We start from the raw sequence: 16,161 nt of genomic DNA, 5'->3' as shown, positions 1-16,161 counted from the left end.
CGCGGACGGGCCGGAGGGGTCAGCGCGTCCACAGGTGGGCGAAGGCGTACCGGGCCGCCTCGGCCTCCAGGCGCTGGTCGGCGTGGAGCACACCCAGAGCGTAGGCGGTGGCGGGGGCGATGCGCGGGGTGCGGGCGGCGGCGGTGACGGCGGCAGCGGCCTCCGCGGCCTCCCGGTGCTGCTCCAGCACCCGCGCCGCGGCGGCCAGCCGGGTGGCGGACTCCCGGTCGTCGTACGCGAGGACCTCCTGGGCGTAGCGGCGCAGCCGCAGCAGGACGCGGACCCGGTTCCACGCGGCGTCCTGCCGTTCGGCGGGCAGTTCGCCGGTGAGCGCGGCATGGAGCGTCTCGCCGTTGTACGGGTGCCGTGCGCGCGTCAGCGGCAGCGCGGCCGCGGCCTCGGTGAGCCGGGCGTGGGCCTGCTCCGCCAGCAGCGGCAGCACGGTGGCGGCGGGCTTGCGCGCGGCCGGGGACAGCGGCACCTCGGAGGCGAGCACCGCCACCGCGTCGACCACCGCGTGGAAGCGCGAGGAGCCCATGGCCTGCAGGGCGGCGGAGTGCGCCCGGGTCCGGGCGAGGGTGAGCTGACGCTCCAGCAGGGCACCGGCACGGGCGGCGCCCACGGCGAGCGGGCCGCTGCCGGCGCCGCCGCGTTCGCCGGCCTGCAGCGGGGCGGGGGAGTGACGGGTCCCCGCGGCGTGGGCCGCCGCGGTCACCGGTTCCGGGAGCTCGGCGGGGGCCGCGGGCGCGGCCGGGTCCGGTGCGGCGGGCACCGGCAGCCACAGGCCGAGGTCGTCGTCGGCGGGAAGGGGAGCGGCGGGGATGCCGGCAGTGTCCTCGGCGGAGGCCAGCCGCTGGAGTGCGCCGATCAGCCGGCCGAGCCGGGCGGCGTGGCGGTGCTCGCGGCCGAGGGTGTCGGTGAGCCAGCCGAGCTCGCCCCGCAGGGGGTCGGCCCAGCCGGGGTCGGTGAGCGACCCGAAGGTGTGCAGGGTGCCGGCGATGCGGCGGGCCGAGCGGCGCATCTGCCGGCCGGTCTCGGCGGTGTCGTCCTGGGGCCGGCGGGGCTCGCCCTCGCGTGGTGCCAGTGCGCGGAGAAAGGCCGTGGCCTCCTCCCGCAGGTACTGTCCGAGGACCGCACCGGCCTCACGGTCGGGGAGCCCGCCGGTCGTCAAACCGGCGGGCGTCGCTGCCGTGTCAGGGTGTCGCTGGGCCACGCCGGCGCCTCCGCGCATCGATGAGCATCTCCTGGATGTGGGGCAGCGGACGCCCTTCGGCGTCGGTGCTGTGCCGGATCCAGTCCCCGTCCGGGCCGAGCCACCAGGACGAGGTGGAGTCCGAGGTCCCGGTCTCCAGGAATCGGTTCAGGGAGGCCCGGTGCGCCGGATCGGCGACCCGGACCAGTGCCTCGATCCGGCGGTCGAGGTTGCGGTGCATCATGTCGGCGCTGCCGAACCACACCTCGGGGTCGCCTCCGTTGCCGAAGACGAAGACCCGGGAGTGCTCCAGGAAGCGGCCGAGCACGCTGCGCACCCGGATGTTCTCCGACAGGCCCGGCACGCCCGGGCGCAGCGCGCAGATGCCGCGCACCCAGACGTCGACGGGCACGCCGGCCATGGAGGCCCGGTACAGCGCGTCGATGATCGCCTCGTCGACCATCGAGTTGGCCTTGATCCGGATGTACGCGGGCCGGCCCTCGCGGTGGTGGGCGATCTCTGCGAGGATCCGCGAGACCAGCCCGTCGCGCAGGCTGCGCGGGGCCACCAGCAGCCGGTTGTAGGTCTCGCGGCGCGAGTAGCCGGAGAGCCGGTTGAACAGGTGCGACAGGTCGGCGCCGACCTGCGGGTCGGCGGTCAGCAGCCCGAGGTCCTCGTAGAGCCGGGCGGTCTTCGGGTGGTAGTTGCCGGTGCCGACGTGGCTGTAGCGGCGCAGGGTGTCGCCCTCCTGGCGGACCACCAGCGACAGCTTGCAGTGCGTCTTCAGCCCGACCAGGCCGTAGACGACGTGGCAGCCCGCCTCCTCCAGCTTGCGGGCCCACTTGATGTTGGCCTGCTCGTCGAAGCGCGCCTTGATCTCGACCAGCACCAGCACCTGCTTGCCGGCCTCGGCGGCGTCGATCAGCGCGTCCACGATCGGCGAGTCGCCGGAGGTGCGGTACAGGGTCTGCTTGATGGCCAGGACGTCCGGGTCCTGCGCGGCCTGCTCCAGGAACCGCTGCACGGAGGTGGAGAAGGAGTTGTACGGGTGGTGCAGCAGCACGTCGCGCTCGCGCAGCGCCGCGAAGACGTCGGTGGCGTGCGCGGACTCGACCTCGGCCAGGTCCGGGTGGGTGCCGCCGACGAACTTCGGGTACTTCAGCTCCGGACGGTCCTGCCCGGCGATCGCGAACAGCCCGGTCAGGTCGAGCGGCCCGGGCAGCGGGTAGACCTCGGCATCCTCTATGTTCAGCTCCTGGGCCAGGGTGTCCAGGGCCTGCGGGGCGATCGACTCCTCGACCTCCAGGCGGACCGGGGGGCCGAAGCGGCGCCGCAGCAGCTCCTTCTCCAGGGCCTGGAGCAGGTTCTCCGCGTCGTCCTCCTCCACCTCCAGGTCCTCGTTCCGGGTCACCCGGAACATGTGGCTGTCCAGCACCTCCATGCCGGGGAAGAGCTCCTCCAGGTGCGCGGCGATGACGTCCTCCAGCGGGACGAAGCGCTGCGGGCCGGCCTCGAGGAAGCGGGACAGGATCGGCGGGACCTTCACCCGGGCGAAGTGGTCGTGCCCGGACACCGGGTTGCGCACGGTGACGGCCAGGTTCAGGGACAGGCCGGAGATGTACGGGAACGGGTGCGCCGGGTCGACGGCCAGCGGGGTCAGGACCGGGAAGATCTTGTTCCGGAAGAGGGTGAAGAGCCGGGCCTGCTCCTTCTCGGTGAGGTCGTTCCACCGGATGATGTGGATGTCCTCCTCGGCGAGCGCCGGGGCCACGTCGTTCTGGAAGCAGGCGGCGTGCCGGGCCATGAGCTCGCGGGCGCGGCTGAGGATGTTCTCCAGCACCTTGGTGGGCGGCAGGCCGGAGGCCGAGCGCTGCGCGACGCCGGTGGTGATGCGGCGCTTCAGGCCGGCGACGCGGACCATGAAGAACTCGTCCAGGTTGCTGGCGAAGATCGCGAGGAAGTTGGCCCGTTCGAGGAGCGGGGTGGCCGTGTCCTCGGCCAGTTCCAGCACGCGCTCGTTGAAGGCCAGCCAGCTCTGCTCGCGGTCCAGGAAGCGGTTCAGCGGGAGCTCTTCCTCGTCCGCGACCTCGTCCTCCGCGGCGTCGGCCGGACGTGCCTCGCCGCTCTGCTCCGCGGGACGCGGCACCGTCGAGAGTCCGTCCAGGCGCTTCAGTTCGGGGTGCAGGGGCGGGACGACGTGCGGGCGGCCGTAGGCCGGTGACTGCTCGGCCGGGGCCTCGGTCCCGGACTCGGCCGGATCACCGGAGCCGGACCGTTCGGTCCGGGCGTTCGTCGGGAAATTCATCGAGGCCATGGGTGCGAGCCCTCCTCCGGATCCGGCACGTCGTTCACGTGGACGGCGGCGTGCGGAACCCGGCCGCCGACCATGCCTCCATTGTCCCCGGCGCGCCGGGATACCGGCAGGTCGACAGGGGGGAGGTGGGGCGCGGCGGGCGTCTGCATTCACAGATGCTCGCAAGCGAGTTTGAATCGCCGGTAACGGGCAGGTGGCGGTCAGGAAATCGCCGTACGTACCGGCCGTGTCCGGGCGGTCACCCGACGGCCCCTCCGGGGGCAGTACCGCCCGTCCGCATCGGGCTCAGGTCTCCGTCCGGTACATCAGGTCGACCTCGTGCGTGGTGAAGCCGAGACGCTCGTACACGGCGAGGGCGGGGGCGTTGTCCGCGTCGACGTAGAGCATCGCGGTGGGCAGGCCGCGGTCGTGCACGAGGTGCCGCAAGCCGATCAGGGTGAGGGCCCGGCCCAGGCCGCCGCCCTGCTCGTCGGGGTGGATGCCCAGCACGTAGACCTCGCCGAGGCGCTCGCGCTCGTGCACCTTCGTCCAGTGGAAGCCCGCCAGCCGGTCGCCGCGGAAGGCGAGGAAGAAGCCGGCCGGGTCGAACCACGACTCGGCCTTGCGGTCGTCCAGGTCGCGCTGGGTGAGGCTGCCCTGCTCGGGGTGGTGCGCGAAGGCGGCGGCGTTGACAGCCAGCCAGGCGGCGTCGTCCTGACCGGGGACGAAGGTGCGCACGGTGACGTCGGTGGGGAGCACGGGCTCGCCCAGCGGGGGCGCGCCGGCCCCCTCCTCCAGCGGGCGGCGCAGCTGCCGCAGCTCGCGGAAGAGGGCGAGTCCGAGCAGCCCGGCCAGGTGGCGGGCGGCGGGGTGGCCGCCGTGCGCCCACACCCGCAGCCGCTTGCCGGAGGCGGCGAGCAGGGCGTGGCCGAGGGCGCGGCCGTGGCCCTGCGCGCGGTGCGCGGGGTGGATGACCATCTCGGCCGCGGGGGCCTCGACCGGGTCGGTGTCCTCAAGTTGGGCGTACCCGACGAGCACGTCGTCGCTCTCGACCAGCAGGTGCCGTACGCCGTCACGGGCGCCGCCGCGCAGGTTCAGCCGGCCCTGCTCGGAGACCGCGGCCTGGCCGTCGATCTCCGCGGCCGCCCCGATCAGGGCGAGGACCCCGTCGGCCCGGCCGGAGTCCAGCTCGTCGAGGGTCTCGATCCGGCGGGGGCCCACGGCGGTCTGCTGCGCTGCTGCGTCGGTCATGGGACCGAGCTTACGACCGCGGGGGTGCGGGAGGTGTCCATAGGCACGAGTGCCGCCGCACCGCAGGCCACGAACGCCGCGGCGGCGAGAGCGGGCCAGTAGCCCGTGGCCGAGATGAGGGCGGCGCTCAGGGGCGGGACGACAGCGGCGGTCAGGTTCTGGCCGGTGTTGTGGACTCCGAGGGCGCGTCCGGACCAGGACGGGCCCGCGCGCTCGGCCGTGGCGGTGAAGGACAGGCCGTTGGTACTGGCGGTGACCCCGACGGACAGGACGAGGGCGGCCGCGGTCAGGGGCGAGGGGAAGGCCGCGGTCGTGGCCGCCGCGGCGACCACCACGGCGGTGGCGACGGCCAGTTGGCGCATCGGCCGCAGCCGGCTGCCGACCCGGTCGGACCAGAGCCCCGCGGCGATCCGGAAGGAGGCCCCCAGCACCTGCGCGACGGCGATCAGCCGCCCGGCGCCGACCGCGGACCAGCCCCGGGTGTCCACCAGCAGCACCAGGGCGAAGGCGCCCGCCGTGAACTGCGGTACGACCAGCAGCGCGCCCGCGCCGTGGATCCGCCACAAGGTGGCCGAGCCCCGGTAGGGGTTGGCGGCCGGGGACGCCCCGGGAGCGGCCTGCGGGCGTGCCGGGTCGGCGGCGAACAGCGCGACCAGACAGGCGACCACCCCGCACACCGCGGCCAGGAAGCCGAAGGCGCCGCGCACCCCGTACGCGGCCGCGAGCGGGGGCATGGTCAGCGCGGCCACGCCCATGCCGAGCGGGGTGGCGGTCTGCCGGATGCCCATGGCCAGCCCGCGCTCCCCGGCGGAGAACCAGCCCATGACGAGGCGTCCGCTCGCGGAGTACACCGAGGCACCCGCGGCTCCGGCCAGGGCGAGCAGCGCGCCCAGCGCCGTCGTCCCGCCGCCGGCGCCCACCGGGCCGGCCGCGACGGCGAGCAGCGCGGCGGCGCCGCCCAGCCCGGCGGCGATGACGACGCGTTCGCCGTACCGGTCCGCCGCGGCGCCCCAGGCGACGAGGGCGGCGACCAGACCGGCGGTGGGGCAGGCGATGAGGAGCCCGATCTGCGGCAGGGTCAGGTGCGCCGTGTCCCGCAACGCGGCGGCCAGGTAGGGGACTCCGTAGACGAAGGCGCAGGCGGCGGTCTGTGCCCCGGTGCCCAGGGCGAGCATCAGCCAGCGGCGGCGCATGGCGTGCACCTCCTCGGTGGGTGGTGGATCCAACTATGCCCGCGGCTTGAATGGCGAGACAGATCCTTCCACTCCTTGAGACGGAATCCCGTGGCGGCCCGGCATGTACCGATCAGTCGAAATCTGCCCGTAACCGCAAAGCCACTGACAACTACGCGCGTTGACAATAGGCTGCGGCAGTCCTCCGCCTCTCATCCATCGCCCACGTCCAAGGGGACCCATGTCAGTGACCCACCCGCGTCGCCGCGGAGCCCGCCGCGTCGCCGCCGCGACCGCCGGTCTGGCCGCGGTCGGTGCGCTCGTCATAGCGAGCCCGACCGCCCAGGCCCACGAGACCCACCACGGGGGTCACGGCCACGGCAGCCGTACCGTCGACCTCCAGCTGCTCGCCGTCAACGACTTCCACGGCAACCTGGAGCCCCCGGCCGGTTCCTCCGGCCGCGTCACCGAGCTCCAGGCGGACGGCACCACCAAGACGATCGACGCCGGCGGCGTCGAGTACCTGGCCTCCAGCCTGCGCACCGCCCGCAAGGGACAGGAGCGTTCGCTGACCGTGGCCGCCGGCGACATCGTGGGCGCCAGCCCGCTGCTGTCCGGCCTGTTCCACGACGAGCCCACCGTCGAGGCCATGAACGAGCTGGGCCTGGACGTCACCGGCGTCGGCAACCACGAGTTCGACGAGGGCAAGGACGAGCTGCTCCGTCTGCAGAACGGCGGCTGCCACCCGGTCGAGGGCTGCTACGAGAAGGGCCGCAAGTTCAAGGGCGCGGACTACCCGATCCTCTCGGCGAACGTCGTCAACGAGAAGACCGGCCGCCCGCTGCTCAAGCCCTACACCATCGAGAACGTCAAGGGCGTCCGCGTCGGCTTCATCGGCGTCACGCTCGAGGGCACCCCGAACATCGTCACCGCCGAGGGCGTCAAGGGCCTGAAGTTCCTCGACGAGGTCGAGACGATCAACAAGTACACCAAGGAGCTCAAGCGCAAGGGCGTCAACGCCGTCGTCGCGCTCGTGCACGAGGGCGGCTTCCCCGCCTCCTCCGCGTACAACTACGACTGCGACGCCGGCGGCTCGGGCACCGGTCTGTCCGGCCCGATCGTCGACATCGCCAAGCACACCTCGGCGGACGTCGACGCGCTGGTCACCGGCCACACCCACAACGCGTACGTCTGCACCATCCCCGACCCCAAGGGCAACGACCGCCTGGTCACCAGCGCGGCGTCCTTCGGCCGGCTCTTCACCGAGCTGGACATGAAGTACGACACGCGCACGCACGACATCGTGCGCGCCTCGGTCCGGGGCTCCAACCACGTCGTGGACCGCACCCAGAACAAGGCCGCGGACATGACCTCGCTGATCAGCCGCTGGCAGACGCTGGCCGCCCCGGTCGCCGGCCGCACCGTCGGCTGGATCTCGCAGGACATCACCCGGGCCGGCAACGAGTCCGCCCTCGGCGACCTCATCGCCGACGCGCAGCTCGCGTACGCCAAGACCCTCGACCCCTCGGCCACGATCGCGCTGATGAACCCCGGCGGCATCCGCACCGACCTGGTGCACAAGGCCTCCGGCAGCGAGGGCGACGGCGTCGTCACCTACGGCGAGGGCTTCGCCGTCCAGCCGTTCAGCAACACGGTCAACCTGCGGACGCTGACCGGCGCCCAGCTGGTCACCGCGCTCCAGCAGCAGGTCAGCGGCAGCAACGAGGCCGCCCCGAAGATCCTCCAGATCTCGGCCGGCCTGACCTACACGCTGGACCTCACCAAGTCCGGCGCCGCCCGCGTCGTGACCGACTCGATCCGCCTGAACGGCGCCCCGATCGACCCGGCCGCGAACTACCGCGTCGCGATGAACTCCTTCCTCTCCGGCGGCGGTGACGGCTTCGGCGAGCTGGCCAAGGGCAGCGGCGAGCTCGTCGGCGGCGACGACCTGGCCGCGCTGAACGCCTACCTGACCGCCAACTCCTCGGCCTCCGCGCCGCTGGCGGCCCCGGCGGCCGACCGCATCACGATCGTCCGGTAGTACGCGGCGGGAGCGGGCAGGTCCCGCGACCGGGCACCGCACCGGGGGCGGCCGTCGACACCGACGGCCGCCCCCGTCGTTTCGCGGCGGTCCGCCCCGCCACCCCGCCCTCCGGACGCCCGCCCGCGCTGCCTACGCTGTGGACATGACGACTACGGGGCGACGGCGGTTCAGGTCCGGCACGGTGATCCTGGGCGGTATGGGCGTGCTGGCCGCCGCGCTGACCGCGTGCGGCTCCGAACCGGACAAGCGCTGCGTGGACCCGGACAGCTACCGGACGCTCCCGCCTGAGAAGTGCGACGACGGCAGCGGCCAGGGCCGCTACTACTACGGCGGCAGCGTCAGCCACGGGAGGGCCGAGGGCGGCAGCTTCGACAAGTCGTCGGTCAAGACCGGGGGCTTCGGCGGTCACGGCTCGGGCCACGGGTCCGGCGGCGGCTGATGCGCCGGCACGCCGTCGAGCCGCGCCCCGGCTGGCAGCGGATCGTGGAGGAGCAGGGGGTCGTCTACCCGCTGACCCGCTATCCCGACGATTCCCTGCGGCCGTACTGGGACGAGAGCGGGTACTACGAGTTCTCGCTCCCGGAGGTCGAGGCCCTGGAGGAGACCGTCGGGGAGCTGCACACGATGTGCCTCGCCGCCGCGGAGCACATCGTGGCCGAGGACCGCTTCGCCGAACTGGGCGTCGACGACCGGCGCCTGGCCGGCCGGATCGCCGAGTCCTGGCGGCGGCGGGCGGAACTCCCCTCCCTCTACGGGCGCTTCGACCTGCGCTACGACGGGACCGGCCCGGCGAAGCTGCTGGAGTACAACGCCGACACCCCCACCTCGCTGGTGGAGGCGGCCAGTGCCCAGTGGTTCTGGATGGAGGACCGCTTCCCCGGCGCCGACCAGTGGAACTCCCTGCACGAGCGCCTCGTCGACGCGTGGCGACGCCAGGCCCCGCTGCTGCCGCCCGGCCCGGTGCACTTCGCGCACACCGAGACCGACGAGCTCGGCGAGGACCTGATGACGGTGGCCTACCTGCGGGAGACGGCGGAACAGGCAGGGCTCGACACGCACGCCCTGTCCGTGGAGGCGATCGGCTGGGACGGGCTCTCCGGCCGTTTCGTCGACGACCGGCTGCGCTTCATCCGCAGCTGCTTCAAGCTCTACCCGTGGGAATGGCTGGCCGGTGACCCCTTCGGCGGTCACGTCCTGGACACCCTCGACAACGGCGGCGGCACCGGCACCACCTGCTGGATCGAGCCCGCCTGGAAGATGCTGCTCTCCAACAAGGCGCTCCTGGCCGTCCTGTGGGAGCTCTACCCGGGCCATCCCAACCTCCTCGCCGCCCACCTCGACGGACCGCGCGAGCTCGCCAGGACCACCGGCTGGGTCGCCAAGCCGCTGCTCGGCCGCGAGGGCGCCGGCGTCACCGTGCACCGCGCGGGCGAGGCCGCGGCGCCACGCGCCGGCGAGCCCTGCTGCTACCAGGAACTGGCCCCGCTTCCCGCGTTCGACGGCAACCACGTGGTGCTCGGCGCGTGGGTCGTGGCGGACGAGGCGGCCGGGCTCGGCATCCGCGAGTCGGCGGGCCTGGTCACCGACACCTACGCGCGCTTCCTGCCGCACGTCATCCGCTGAGCGGCGGAGGGCGGGCCGCCTGCGCAGGGTGACCCGCCGGCCGCAGTGCGTGCGATGAAGGCGCTTACCCCTTGCGTCGCGGGGGAGTTACCAGCGGAAACACTTTCCTCGGCGGTAACTTGTGCCTCACCATGGGCAGCCCTGTCCCTCCAGACCCATCGATGTGTCCGGGTGGTCCGCTGTGTCCAAGACCCACCAAGCGCCCGTTGACGACGAGTTGTCCGACGCCGCTCTCACCGAGCGGGTACGGGCGGGCGCGCCGACCGCCTACCCGGCGACCGAGGAACTGCGCCGTCGCCACCTGCCGGCGGTCGCCTGCTACGCACGGCTGTGCACCCTCGACCGGGCCGCCGCCGACCAACTCGCAGCGCAGGCCTTCGCGCTGGCCTGGCAGGAGGTGCACCGGGGCATCGACCCCCGCGGCCCGTGGCGGCACCGGCTGCTGATGCTCGTCCACCAGGCCGCCGCCGTGTGGGCGGCCGGCACCCGCCGCGAGCGGCTCGGCGGCGACTACGCCGCCTTCATCGACGACATCCGCGGCGCCGAGCAGCGCCTTCCCGGCCTCCCGGGCCTGCCTGTCCACCCGCGGCTCCACCTGGCCGAACGCTCGGTGCTGGTCGGCGGCTTCGCCGCCCTGCCGCAGCACACCCAGGGCGTGCTGTGGCACGCCGTCGTCGAGCGGGAGAGCACCCCCGACGTCGCCCGCTGGACCGGCGACCGGACCTCGGAGGTCCCGGACCTGACCGCCAGGGCCCGGGACGCGCTGCGCGAGGCCTACCTGCGGACGTACCTGGACCGCAGCGAGGATTCCCGGTGCAAGGGCTTCGGCCGGCTCCTGGACGCCGCCGCCCGCCGCGACGACGCCCGGCAGAACGAGGACGTGGATCGGCATCTCGCGCACTGCCAGGGCTGTTCCGGCGCGCTGGAGACGCTGATCGCCCTCGAACACGACCCCCGGCCGCTGCTCGCCGCGGCCCTGCTCGGCTGGGCCGGGCCCGCCTACCTGGCGGCCCGCTCCGCCCCCGCGCTGCCCGCCGCCGCACCCGCCCCGCCCGCGGCACCCGTCATGTCCCGCCGGCGCCGGCGGCCCGGCCCGCTGGAGCGGCTGCTGAGCCTGCGCACCCGCTACCCCTCGCCCCTGGTCTCCCTGCTGCTCGTCACCGTCGCCGGCCTCGCGGCCACCGGTCTGGTGTACGCGACGGGCGACGACCCCGCCCCGACGGGCGACGACGGAGCGCTGCCCCGGCCGCCGGCGGGCTCGGTCACGGTCACCGCGACCGCCACGCAGACCGTCACCCCGAGCCCCACCGCGACCCGCGGTCCCTCCGGCACGCCCAGCGCCTCCGCCACCGCGAGCACACCGGCGACCCGCTCACCCGCGCGGCCGACGCGCACGCCCGGCACCGGCCCGCCGCGCAGGGTGCCGGGCGGCGACTGGGCCCAGGTCGTCAACGACGTGTCGGGCCTCTGCCTGGACGTACGGGACGAGGAGTTCGACAAGGGCGACGACGTCATCGTCGCCGGCTGCGACTCCGGCTCGGCCTCCCAGCAGTGGCGGGTGGACTCCCGCGGCCTGCTGGTCAACGGCGCGGACTCCTCCTTCTGCCTGGACTCGCGCGGCGACACCGACCGCGGCCTGGGCATCTGGGCCTGCTCGTCGGTCGAGGGCAGGAACGCGGCGAACCTGCAGTTCCTGGTCGACTCCCTGGGCCGGGTCCGCCCGCAGACCGACCTCGGCACCGCGATGCAGCCGGACGGCACCGCCCCCGGCTCCACCCTCTCCTTCGCCACCACCGGCACCGGCGACGCGCAGCGCTGGCACGCCGGGTAGCCGGCAGGCCCGGTCAGGTCTCCGGCGCCTCGGGCGGCGGGGTCTGCGCCCCGGGCAGCCGGACGACCGCCACCGTGCCGCCGCCCTGCGCGGGGTGTACCGCGACGGTGCCGCCGACCTGCTGCACCGTACGGGCCACGATCGACAGGCCGAGGCCCGAGCCGGGCAGACTGCGCGCGGAGGCCGAACGCCAGAAGCGCTCGAAGACGTGCGGCAGATCTTCCGGCGGGATGCCGGGACCGTGGTCCCTGACCGTCAGCTCGCCGCCGTGCAGGTCCACCTCGACCGTGCCGGCCGGCGGACTGAACTTCACGGCGTTGTCCAGGAGGTTGATCACCGCACGTTCCAGGGCGGACGGCTCGGCCCGCAGGTACCAGGGCGCCAGCTCGGCGGTGATCTTCAGATCGGGTCCGGTACGCCGTCGGGCCCGCTCCAGCGCGGCCTCCACGACCTCGTGGAACGCCACGGTCTGCGAGGGCGCGCCGCCGTGCGCCACGTCCGGCCGGGACAGCTCCTGCAGATCGCCGATCAGCGCCGCCAGTTCACCCATCTGCGCCTTCACCGACAGCATCAGCTCCCGGCGGTCCTCCGGGGGCAGCTCCCGGCCGGTCAGCTCGCTGCGTTCCAGCAGCTCGATGTTGGTGCGCAGGGAGGTGAGCGGGGTGCGCAGCTCGTGCCCGGCGTCCGCGATCAGCTGCTGCTGCAGCTCGCGGGAGGAGGACAGCGCGGCCGTCATGGAGTTGAAGGACGCCGACAGCCGGGCGATCTCGTCGCGGCCCTCGACCGGGATGCGGACGCTCAGGTCCTCGGTGCGCGCGACGTGCTCCACGGTGTCGGTGAGCCGGTCCACCGGCTTCAGCCCCGCGCGGGCCACCCCGAGGCCGGCCGCGCTCGCGCCCAGCACCCCTATGCCGCTGACCGCCAGGAGGACCAGGGCGAGGGTGTTCAGCGGCCCGGTCACCTCGCTGAGCGGCAGCGCGGTGGAGATGGCGACCGGCACCTTCTGGTCGCGGGACGTGATGGTGGCCTGCTGCGTCAGCACCCGCATCTCGGTGCCGTCGGCCGCGGTCACGGTCTGCAGCGACTTCGGGCTCTCCCGCCGCAGGACGGCCAGATCGGCCTTGGTCACCGGGAGCGTCCGGTCGCCGAGCACCCAGCACGACGTGCCGTTGACGGTGATGAGCTGCATGGACGCGCGGTAGGGATTGGCGACGACCCGCCAGTCGTCGGTGTTGCTGTCCGGCTCGCTCAGGCAGCCCCGTAGCCGCAGCACCTCGGTGGCCGCGTGTCCCCCGCCGGTCGAGGCATCGTGCAGTGAGTCGTCCAGACGCTGGTTCAGCTGCGCCCGCACGATGAACCAGCAGGCCAGCGCGCACCCGGCCACGGCGACCGCCACGGCGGCCGCGGTGAGGATCGCCAGCCGGGAGCGCAGCGGCAGGGAACGGAAGCGCGGGATGCGCGGCATCAGCCCTTGCCTTCCGCGGAGCGCAGCACGTAGCCGACGCCCCGCACGGTGTGGACCAGCCGGGGCATGCCGCCGGCCTCGGTCTTGCGCCGCAGGTACATCACGTACACGTCCAGGGAGTTGGAGCTCGGCTCGAAGTCGAAGCCCCAGACCGCCTTGAGGATCTGCTCGCGGGTGAGCACCTGGCGCGGGTGCGCGAGGAACATCTCCAGCAGGGTGTACTCGGTGCGGGTCAGCTCGACTGGCACGCCGGCCCGGGTGACCTCGCGGGTCGAGGTGTCCATCCGCAGGTCCGCGAAGGACAGCGCGCTCACCTCGCCGATGTCGACGCCCGGCACCGCCGCGTACGCGCTGCGCCGCAGCAGCGCCCGCAGCCGGGCCAGCAGTTCGTCCAGCTCGAAGGGCTTGACGAGGTAGTCGTCGGCGCCGGCGTCGAGACCGGTGACCCGGTCGCCTACCGTGTCGCGGGCAGTGAGCATGAGGATCGGGGTGGTGGTGCCGCCGGACCGGAGCCTGCGGGCGGCGGTGAGGCCGTCCATGCGCGGCATGAGGACGTCGAGGACGATCGCGTCGGGCCGGTAGGAGGCGACCTGGTCCAGGGCGGCCAGGCCGTCCTCCGCCAGCTCGGTCTCGTATCCCTCGAAGGCGAGGCTGCGCCTGAGTGCTTCGCGGACCGCGGGCTCGTCGTCCACGATCAGGATGCGGGCGGGGGCCTCGTCGTTCTCGCCGGGGCTCATGGTCTTCCACCTCGCGGGATGAGGGTCGGGGGCGGTGGGTGCCGCCGGGGGTGCGGCGGGGTGCTCCGGTACTTAGCCTCGCACGGCGGCGAGGCGGTGGGCCGCAATCGCCCGGCGGGCGTAGCGGCGCGCGTACCGGCGGGTGGTCGCGATCTCGGGCTCGCGGGCGGCCGGCTCCCGGTACGGGATCAGCGCGCGGTCGGCGGGGCCGGACGGGACGGTCGCGGGGTGGAGGGAGGTGCTGAGGAAGACGTTCATGGTGGCCACATCCCTTCGATGCGGTGCGGTCAGCTGTCGCTGCCGCCGTTGCGCAGCGTGTCGAGGTCTGCCTTGAGGGTGTTGACCGGGATGGCGAAGCCGAGACCGACGCTGCCCGCCTGGCCGGAGGAGGAGGAAGCGGCGGAGTACATGGCCGAGTTGATGCCGATGATCTCGCCGCTCATGTTGATCAGGGCGCCACCGGAGTTGCCGGGGTTGAGCGAGGCGTCGGTCTGGATCGCCTTGTACGTGGTCGTGGACGAGCCGACGTCGCCGTTGTACTGGCCGCCGCCGAACTCGAACGGCCACCGGCCGGGCCCGCCGCCGGGCCGCTGCCCCTGGCTCTGGCCGGTGGAGACGGTGACGTCGCGGTCGAGCGCGGAGACGATCCCGCTGGTGACGGTGCCGGTCAGGCCCTCGGGGGAGCCGATGGCGACGACCTGGTCGCCGACCGTGACCCGGCTGGAGTCGCCCAGCGACGCGACCGGCAGGCCGCTCACGCCCTCGGCCTTCACCAGCGCGAGGTCCTTGCCGCCGTCGGTGCCGACGACACTGCCGGTGACCGTCTTGCCGGAGCTGAAGGTCACCTTGACCGAGTCGGCCCCGGAGACGACGTGGTTGTTGGTGACGATCTCACCGTCGCCGGTGACGACCACACCCGAACCGGTCGACTCCCCGGCGCCGGACGTCGCGCTGATCTCCACGATGCTCGGGCTGACGGCGGCGGCCACGGCCGCGACACCGGTGTCGCCCGAACTGCTGGTGCCGATCACCTTCGTCGAGGTGCCCGCCGCGGCCGGCGCGGTGGTCGCCCGCCCCACCAGGGCGGCCGTCCCACCTCCGATCAGCGCGGACACCAGCGCCACGGAGGCGACGAGGGCCACGGGGCGCCGCGTACGGGGCTGCGCCTGCGCCGCCGGCTGGGGGTGCGAGGCGTAGGGCGCCGGGTGGCCGTACGGGGGGTGCGGCTCGTACGGCGGCCGGGGCGGGTACCCGCCGGCGCCGTGGGACTGCTGCGGCTGCTGCGGGTCGTGGGCGTCGTTGCGACGGGCGTCTTCGTTCATGCCTATGACTGTGCTCACCGAACATGAGAGCTTCCTGAGCACGGCCTGAGAACCGGGGCAGAGTTCCGTATGCCCGATATAAAGAACGAAGCCGCAGGTCAGGGTCGAGGCTTACACGGCCCGTAGCCGGGCCGCCGGCCGCGGCGGGCGGGCCCCGCCCGCCACGGCCGGCGCGGTCGTCAGTGGCAGCCGCAGCTGCGCCGCACGACCAGCCGGGACGGGAACTGCCGCAGCCGCTCGCGCCGCGAGCCGGAGACCCGCAGCCCGTCGTCCAGCACCAGGTCCACCGCCGCACGGGCCATCGCCTCGCGGTCCGAGGCCACCGTCGTCAGCGGCGGGTCGGTGAGCGCCGCCTCCTTGACGTCGTCGAAGCCGGCCACGGCCAGCTCGCCGGGCACGTCGATCCGCAGTTCGCGGGCCGCCCGCAGCACGCCGATGGCCTGGTCGTCGGTGGCGCACACGATCGCCGTCGGCCGGTCGGGGTGGGACAGCAGCTCGAGGCCGACCCGGTAGGCGTCGTAGCGGTTGTACGGGGTGGAGAACAGACGCCCCTCGACGGAGCGACCGGCCTCGTGCATCGCCCGGCGCCAGCCCTCGACGTGGTCGGTGACCGGGTCGCCGGACTTCGGGGTGGCCTCGGTGCCGCCGAGGCAGGCCACGTACTCGTGCCCGTGCTCCAGCAGATGCCGGGTGGCGAGCTGGGCGCCGCCGACGTCGTCCGTCACGACCGCGACGTCGTCGATCGCCTCGGGCCGCCGGTGCATCAGCACGACCCGCGCGTCCCAGGCGTCTATCTCCGTCGCGGCGTGCTCGCTGAGGCCCTGGCTGATGAGGATCAGCCCGGAGACCCGCATGCCGAGGAAGGCGCGCAGGTAGTGCACCTCGCGCTCGTCGAGGTAGTCCGAGTTGCCGACCAGCACCATCTTGCCGCGCTCGGCGGCCGCCCTCTCGACGGCGTGCGCCATCTCCGCGAAGAACGGCTGCCGGGCGTCCGGCACGATCAGCCCTATGAGGTCCGTGCGGCGGCTCGCCATCGCCTGGGCCACCCGGTCGGGGCGGTAGCCCAGCTGTTTGATCGCCGCGAGCACGCGTTCGCGGGTGGCCGGTGCGACCGGCCGGGGTCCGTTGTTGATGACGTAGCTGACGACTGCGGTCGAGGTCCCCGCAAGCCTTGCCACATCGTCACGCGTCACCTTTGCCACGGGCCGAGTCTACGCGGGTACACCCGCGC

At 73.7% G+C, this 16,161-nt stretch carries 13 protein-coding genes; 4 read left to right on the top strand and 9 right to left on the bottom strand.

All coding sequences use genetic code 11. The features are described 5' to 3' along the window. Positions 1 to 19: 19 nt before the first annotated feature. The 4 genes from OIE69_RS19330 to OIE69_RS19315 all read right to left on the bottom strand — a co-directional run bounded on the left by OIE69_RS19330 (position 20) and on the right by OIE69_RS19315 (position 5,929). Positions 20 to 1,231: a CHAD domain-containing protein gene (locus tag OIE69_RS19330; protein ID WP_326573167.1), complete on the bottom strand. Its 1,212-nt coding sequence runs from the start codon at positions 1,229 to 1,231 to the stop codon at positions 20 to 22. Further along, on the bottom strand, positions 1,194 to 3,506 hold the full coding sequence (locus OIE69_RS19325; protein WP_326573164.1) for an RNA degradosome polyphosphate kinase: 2,313 nt from the start codon (positions 3,504 to 3,506) through the stop codon (positions 1,194 to 1,196). Before OIE69_RS19325 ends, OIE69_RS19330 begins: the two co-directional genes overlap by 38 nt. A 285-nt stretch (positions 3,507 to 3,791) precedes the next feature. Continuing rightward, positions 3,792 to 4,736 (bottom strand): mycothiol synthase, encoded by a 945-nt coding sequence (mshD, locus tag OIE69_RS19320; RefSeq protein ID WP_326573162.1) that lies wholly within the window; start codon positions 4,734 to 4,736, stop codon positions 3,792 to 3,794. Continuing rightward, positions 4,733 to 5,929 carry an MFS transporter gene (locus OIE69_RS19315; protein WP_326573160.1) on the bottom strand — a complete coding sequence of 399 codons (1,197 nt, stop codon included), beginning with the start codon at positions 5,927 to 5,929 and terminating at the stop codon, positions 4,733 to 4,735. The genes mshD and OIE69_RS19315 overlap by 4 nt, the downstream gene beginning before the upstream one ends. A gap of 220 nt (positions 5,930 to 6,149) precedes the next feature. On the opposite strand from OIE69_RS19315, the gene OIE69_RS19310 reads away from it, so the two are divergent. The 4 genes from OIE69_RS19310 (at position 6,150) to OIE69_RS19295 (ending at position 11,406) form a co-directional block, all read left to right on the top strand. Then, positions 6,150 to 7,949 (top strand): bifunctional metallophosphatase/5'-nucleotidase, encoded by a 1,800-nt coding sequence (locus tag OIE69_RS19310; RefSeq protein ID WP_326573158.1) that lies wholly within the window; start codon positions 6,150 to 6,152, stop codon positions 7,947 to 7,949. A gap of 145 nt (positions 7,950 to 8,094) precedes the next feature. Next, on the top strand, positions 8,095 to 8,391 hold the full coding sequence (locus OIE69_RS19305) for a hypothetical protein (protein WP_326573156.1): 297 nt from the start codon (positions 8,095 to 8,097) through the stop codon (positions 8,389 to 8,391). Then, the gene (locus OIE69_RS19300) at positions 8,391 to 9,575 is read left to right on the top strand and encodes a glutathionylspermidine synthase family protein (protein ID WP_326573154.1); all 1,185 of its coding nucleotides are present in this window, start codon (positions 8,391 to 8,393) and stop codon (positions 9,573 to 9,575) included. Before OIE69_RS19305 ends, OIE69_RS19300 begins: the two co-directional genes overlap by 1 nt. 181 nt (positions 9,576 to 9,756) lie before the next feature. After that, complete coding sequence (locus OIE69_RS19295; protein ID WP_326573152.1) at positions 9,757 to 11,406, top strand: ricin-type beta-trefoil lectin domain protein; 1,650 nt, start codon at positions 9,757 to 9,759, stop codon at positions 11,404 to 11,406. A gap of 13 nt (positions 11,407 to 11,419) precedes the next feature. Here the strand turns inward: OIE69_RS19295 and OIE69_RS19290 are convergent, their stop codons facing one another. The 5 genes from OIE69_RS19290 to OIE69_RS19270 form a co-directional block, all read right to left on the bottom strand. Continuing rightward, positions 11,420 to 12,871 carry a sensor histidine kinase gene (locus OIE69_RS19290; protein WP_326573150.1) on the bottom strand — a complete coding sequence of 484 codons (1,452 nt, stop codon included), beginning with the start codon at positions 12,869 to 12,871 and terminating at the stop codon, positions 11,420 to 11,422. After that, positions 12,871 to 13,608, bottom strand: a complete 738-nt coding sequence (locus tag OIE69_RS19285; RefSeq protein WP_326573148.1) for a response regulator transcription factor — start codon at positions 13,606 to 13,608, stop codon at positions 12,871 to 12,873. Before OIE69_RS19285 ends, OIE69_RS19290 begins: the two co-directional genes overlap by 1 nt. Positions 13,609 to 13,680: 72 nt before the next feature. Beyond that, a complete protein-coding gene (locus OIE69_RS19280) occupies positions 13,681 to 13,866 on the bottom strand; it encodes a hypothetical protein (protein WP_089227694.1) in 186 nt (61 codons plus the stop codon). A gap of 29 nt (positions 13,867 to 13,895) precedes the next feature. After that, complete coding sequence (locus OIE69_RS19275) at positions 13,896 to 14,930, bottom strand: S1C family serine protease (protein ID WP_326573145.1); 1,035 nt, start codon at positions 14,928 to 14,930, stop codon at positions 13,896 to 13,898. 179 nt (positions 14,931 to 15,109) lie between these two features. Beyond that, on the bottom strand, positions 15,110 to 16,132 hold the full coding sequence (locus OIE69_RS19270; protein ID WP_089227692.1) for a LacI family DNA-binding transcriptional regulator: 1,023 nt from the start codon (positions 16,130 to 16,132) through the stop codon (positions 15,110 to 15,112). Positions 16,133 to 16,161 lie beyond the last annotated feature (29 nt).

It is taken from the genome of Actinacidiphila glaucinigra (assembly GCF_035918135.1).
Taxonomy (GTDB): domain Bacteria; phylum Actinomycetota; class Actinomycetes; order Streptomycetales; family Streptomycetaceae; genus Actinacidiphila; species Actinacidiphila glaucinigra.
This window is presented reverse-complemented; position numbering and strand designations above follow the sequence as displayed.

Coding starts and splice junctions, on each gene's coding strand:
- OIE69_RS19330 (WP_326573167.1), bottom strand. CDS start 1,231: ATGCGCGGAGGCGCCGGCGTGGCCCAGCGACACCCTGACACGGCAGCG.
- OIE69_RS19325 (WP_326573164.1), bottom strand. CDS start 3,506: ATGGCCTCGATGAATTTCCCGACGAACGCCCGGACCGAACGGTCCGGC.
- mshD (WP_326573162.1), bottom strand. CDS start 4,736: ATGACCGACGCAGCAGCGCAGCAGACCGCCGTGGGCCCCCGCCGGATC.
- OIE69_RS19315 (WP_326573160.1), bottom strand. CDS start 5,929: ATGCGCCGCCGCTGGCTGATGCTCGCCCTGGGCACCGGGGCACAGACC.
- OIE69_RS19310 (WP_326573158.1), top strand. CDS start 6,150: ATGTCAGTGACCCACCCGCGTCGCCGCGGAGCCCGCCGCGTCGCCGCC.
- OIE69_RS19305 (WP_326573156.1), top strand. CDS start 8,095: ATGACGACTACGGGGCGACGGCGGTTCAGGTCCGGCACGGTGATCCTG.
- OIE69_RS19300 (WP_326573154.1), top strand. CDS start 8,391: ATGCGCCGGCACGCCGTCGAGCCGCGCCCCGGCTGGCAGCGGATCGTG.
- OIE69_RS19290 (WP_326573150.1), bottom strand. CDS start 12,871: ATGCCGCGCATCCCGCGCTTCCGTTCCCTGCCGCTGCGCTCCCGGCTG.
- OIE69_RS19285 (WP_326573148.1), bottom strand. CDS start 13,608: ATGAGCCCCGGCGAGAACGACGAGGCCCCCGCCCGCATCCTGATCGTG.
- OIE69_RS19280 (WP_089227694.1), bottom strand. CDS start 13,866: ATGAACGTCTTCCTCAGCACCTCCCTCCACCCCGCGACCGTCCCGTCC.
- OIE69_RS19275 (WP_326573145.1), bottom strand. CDS start 14,930: ATGAACGAAGACGCCCGTCGCAACGACGCCCACGACCCGCAGCAGCCG.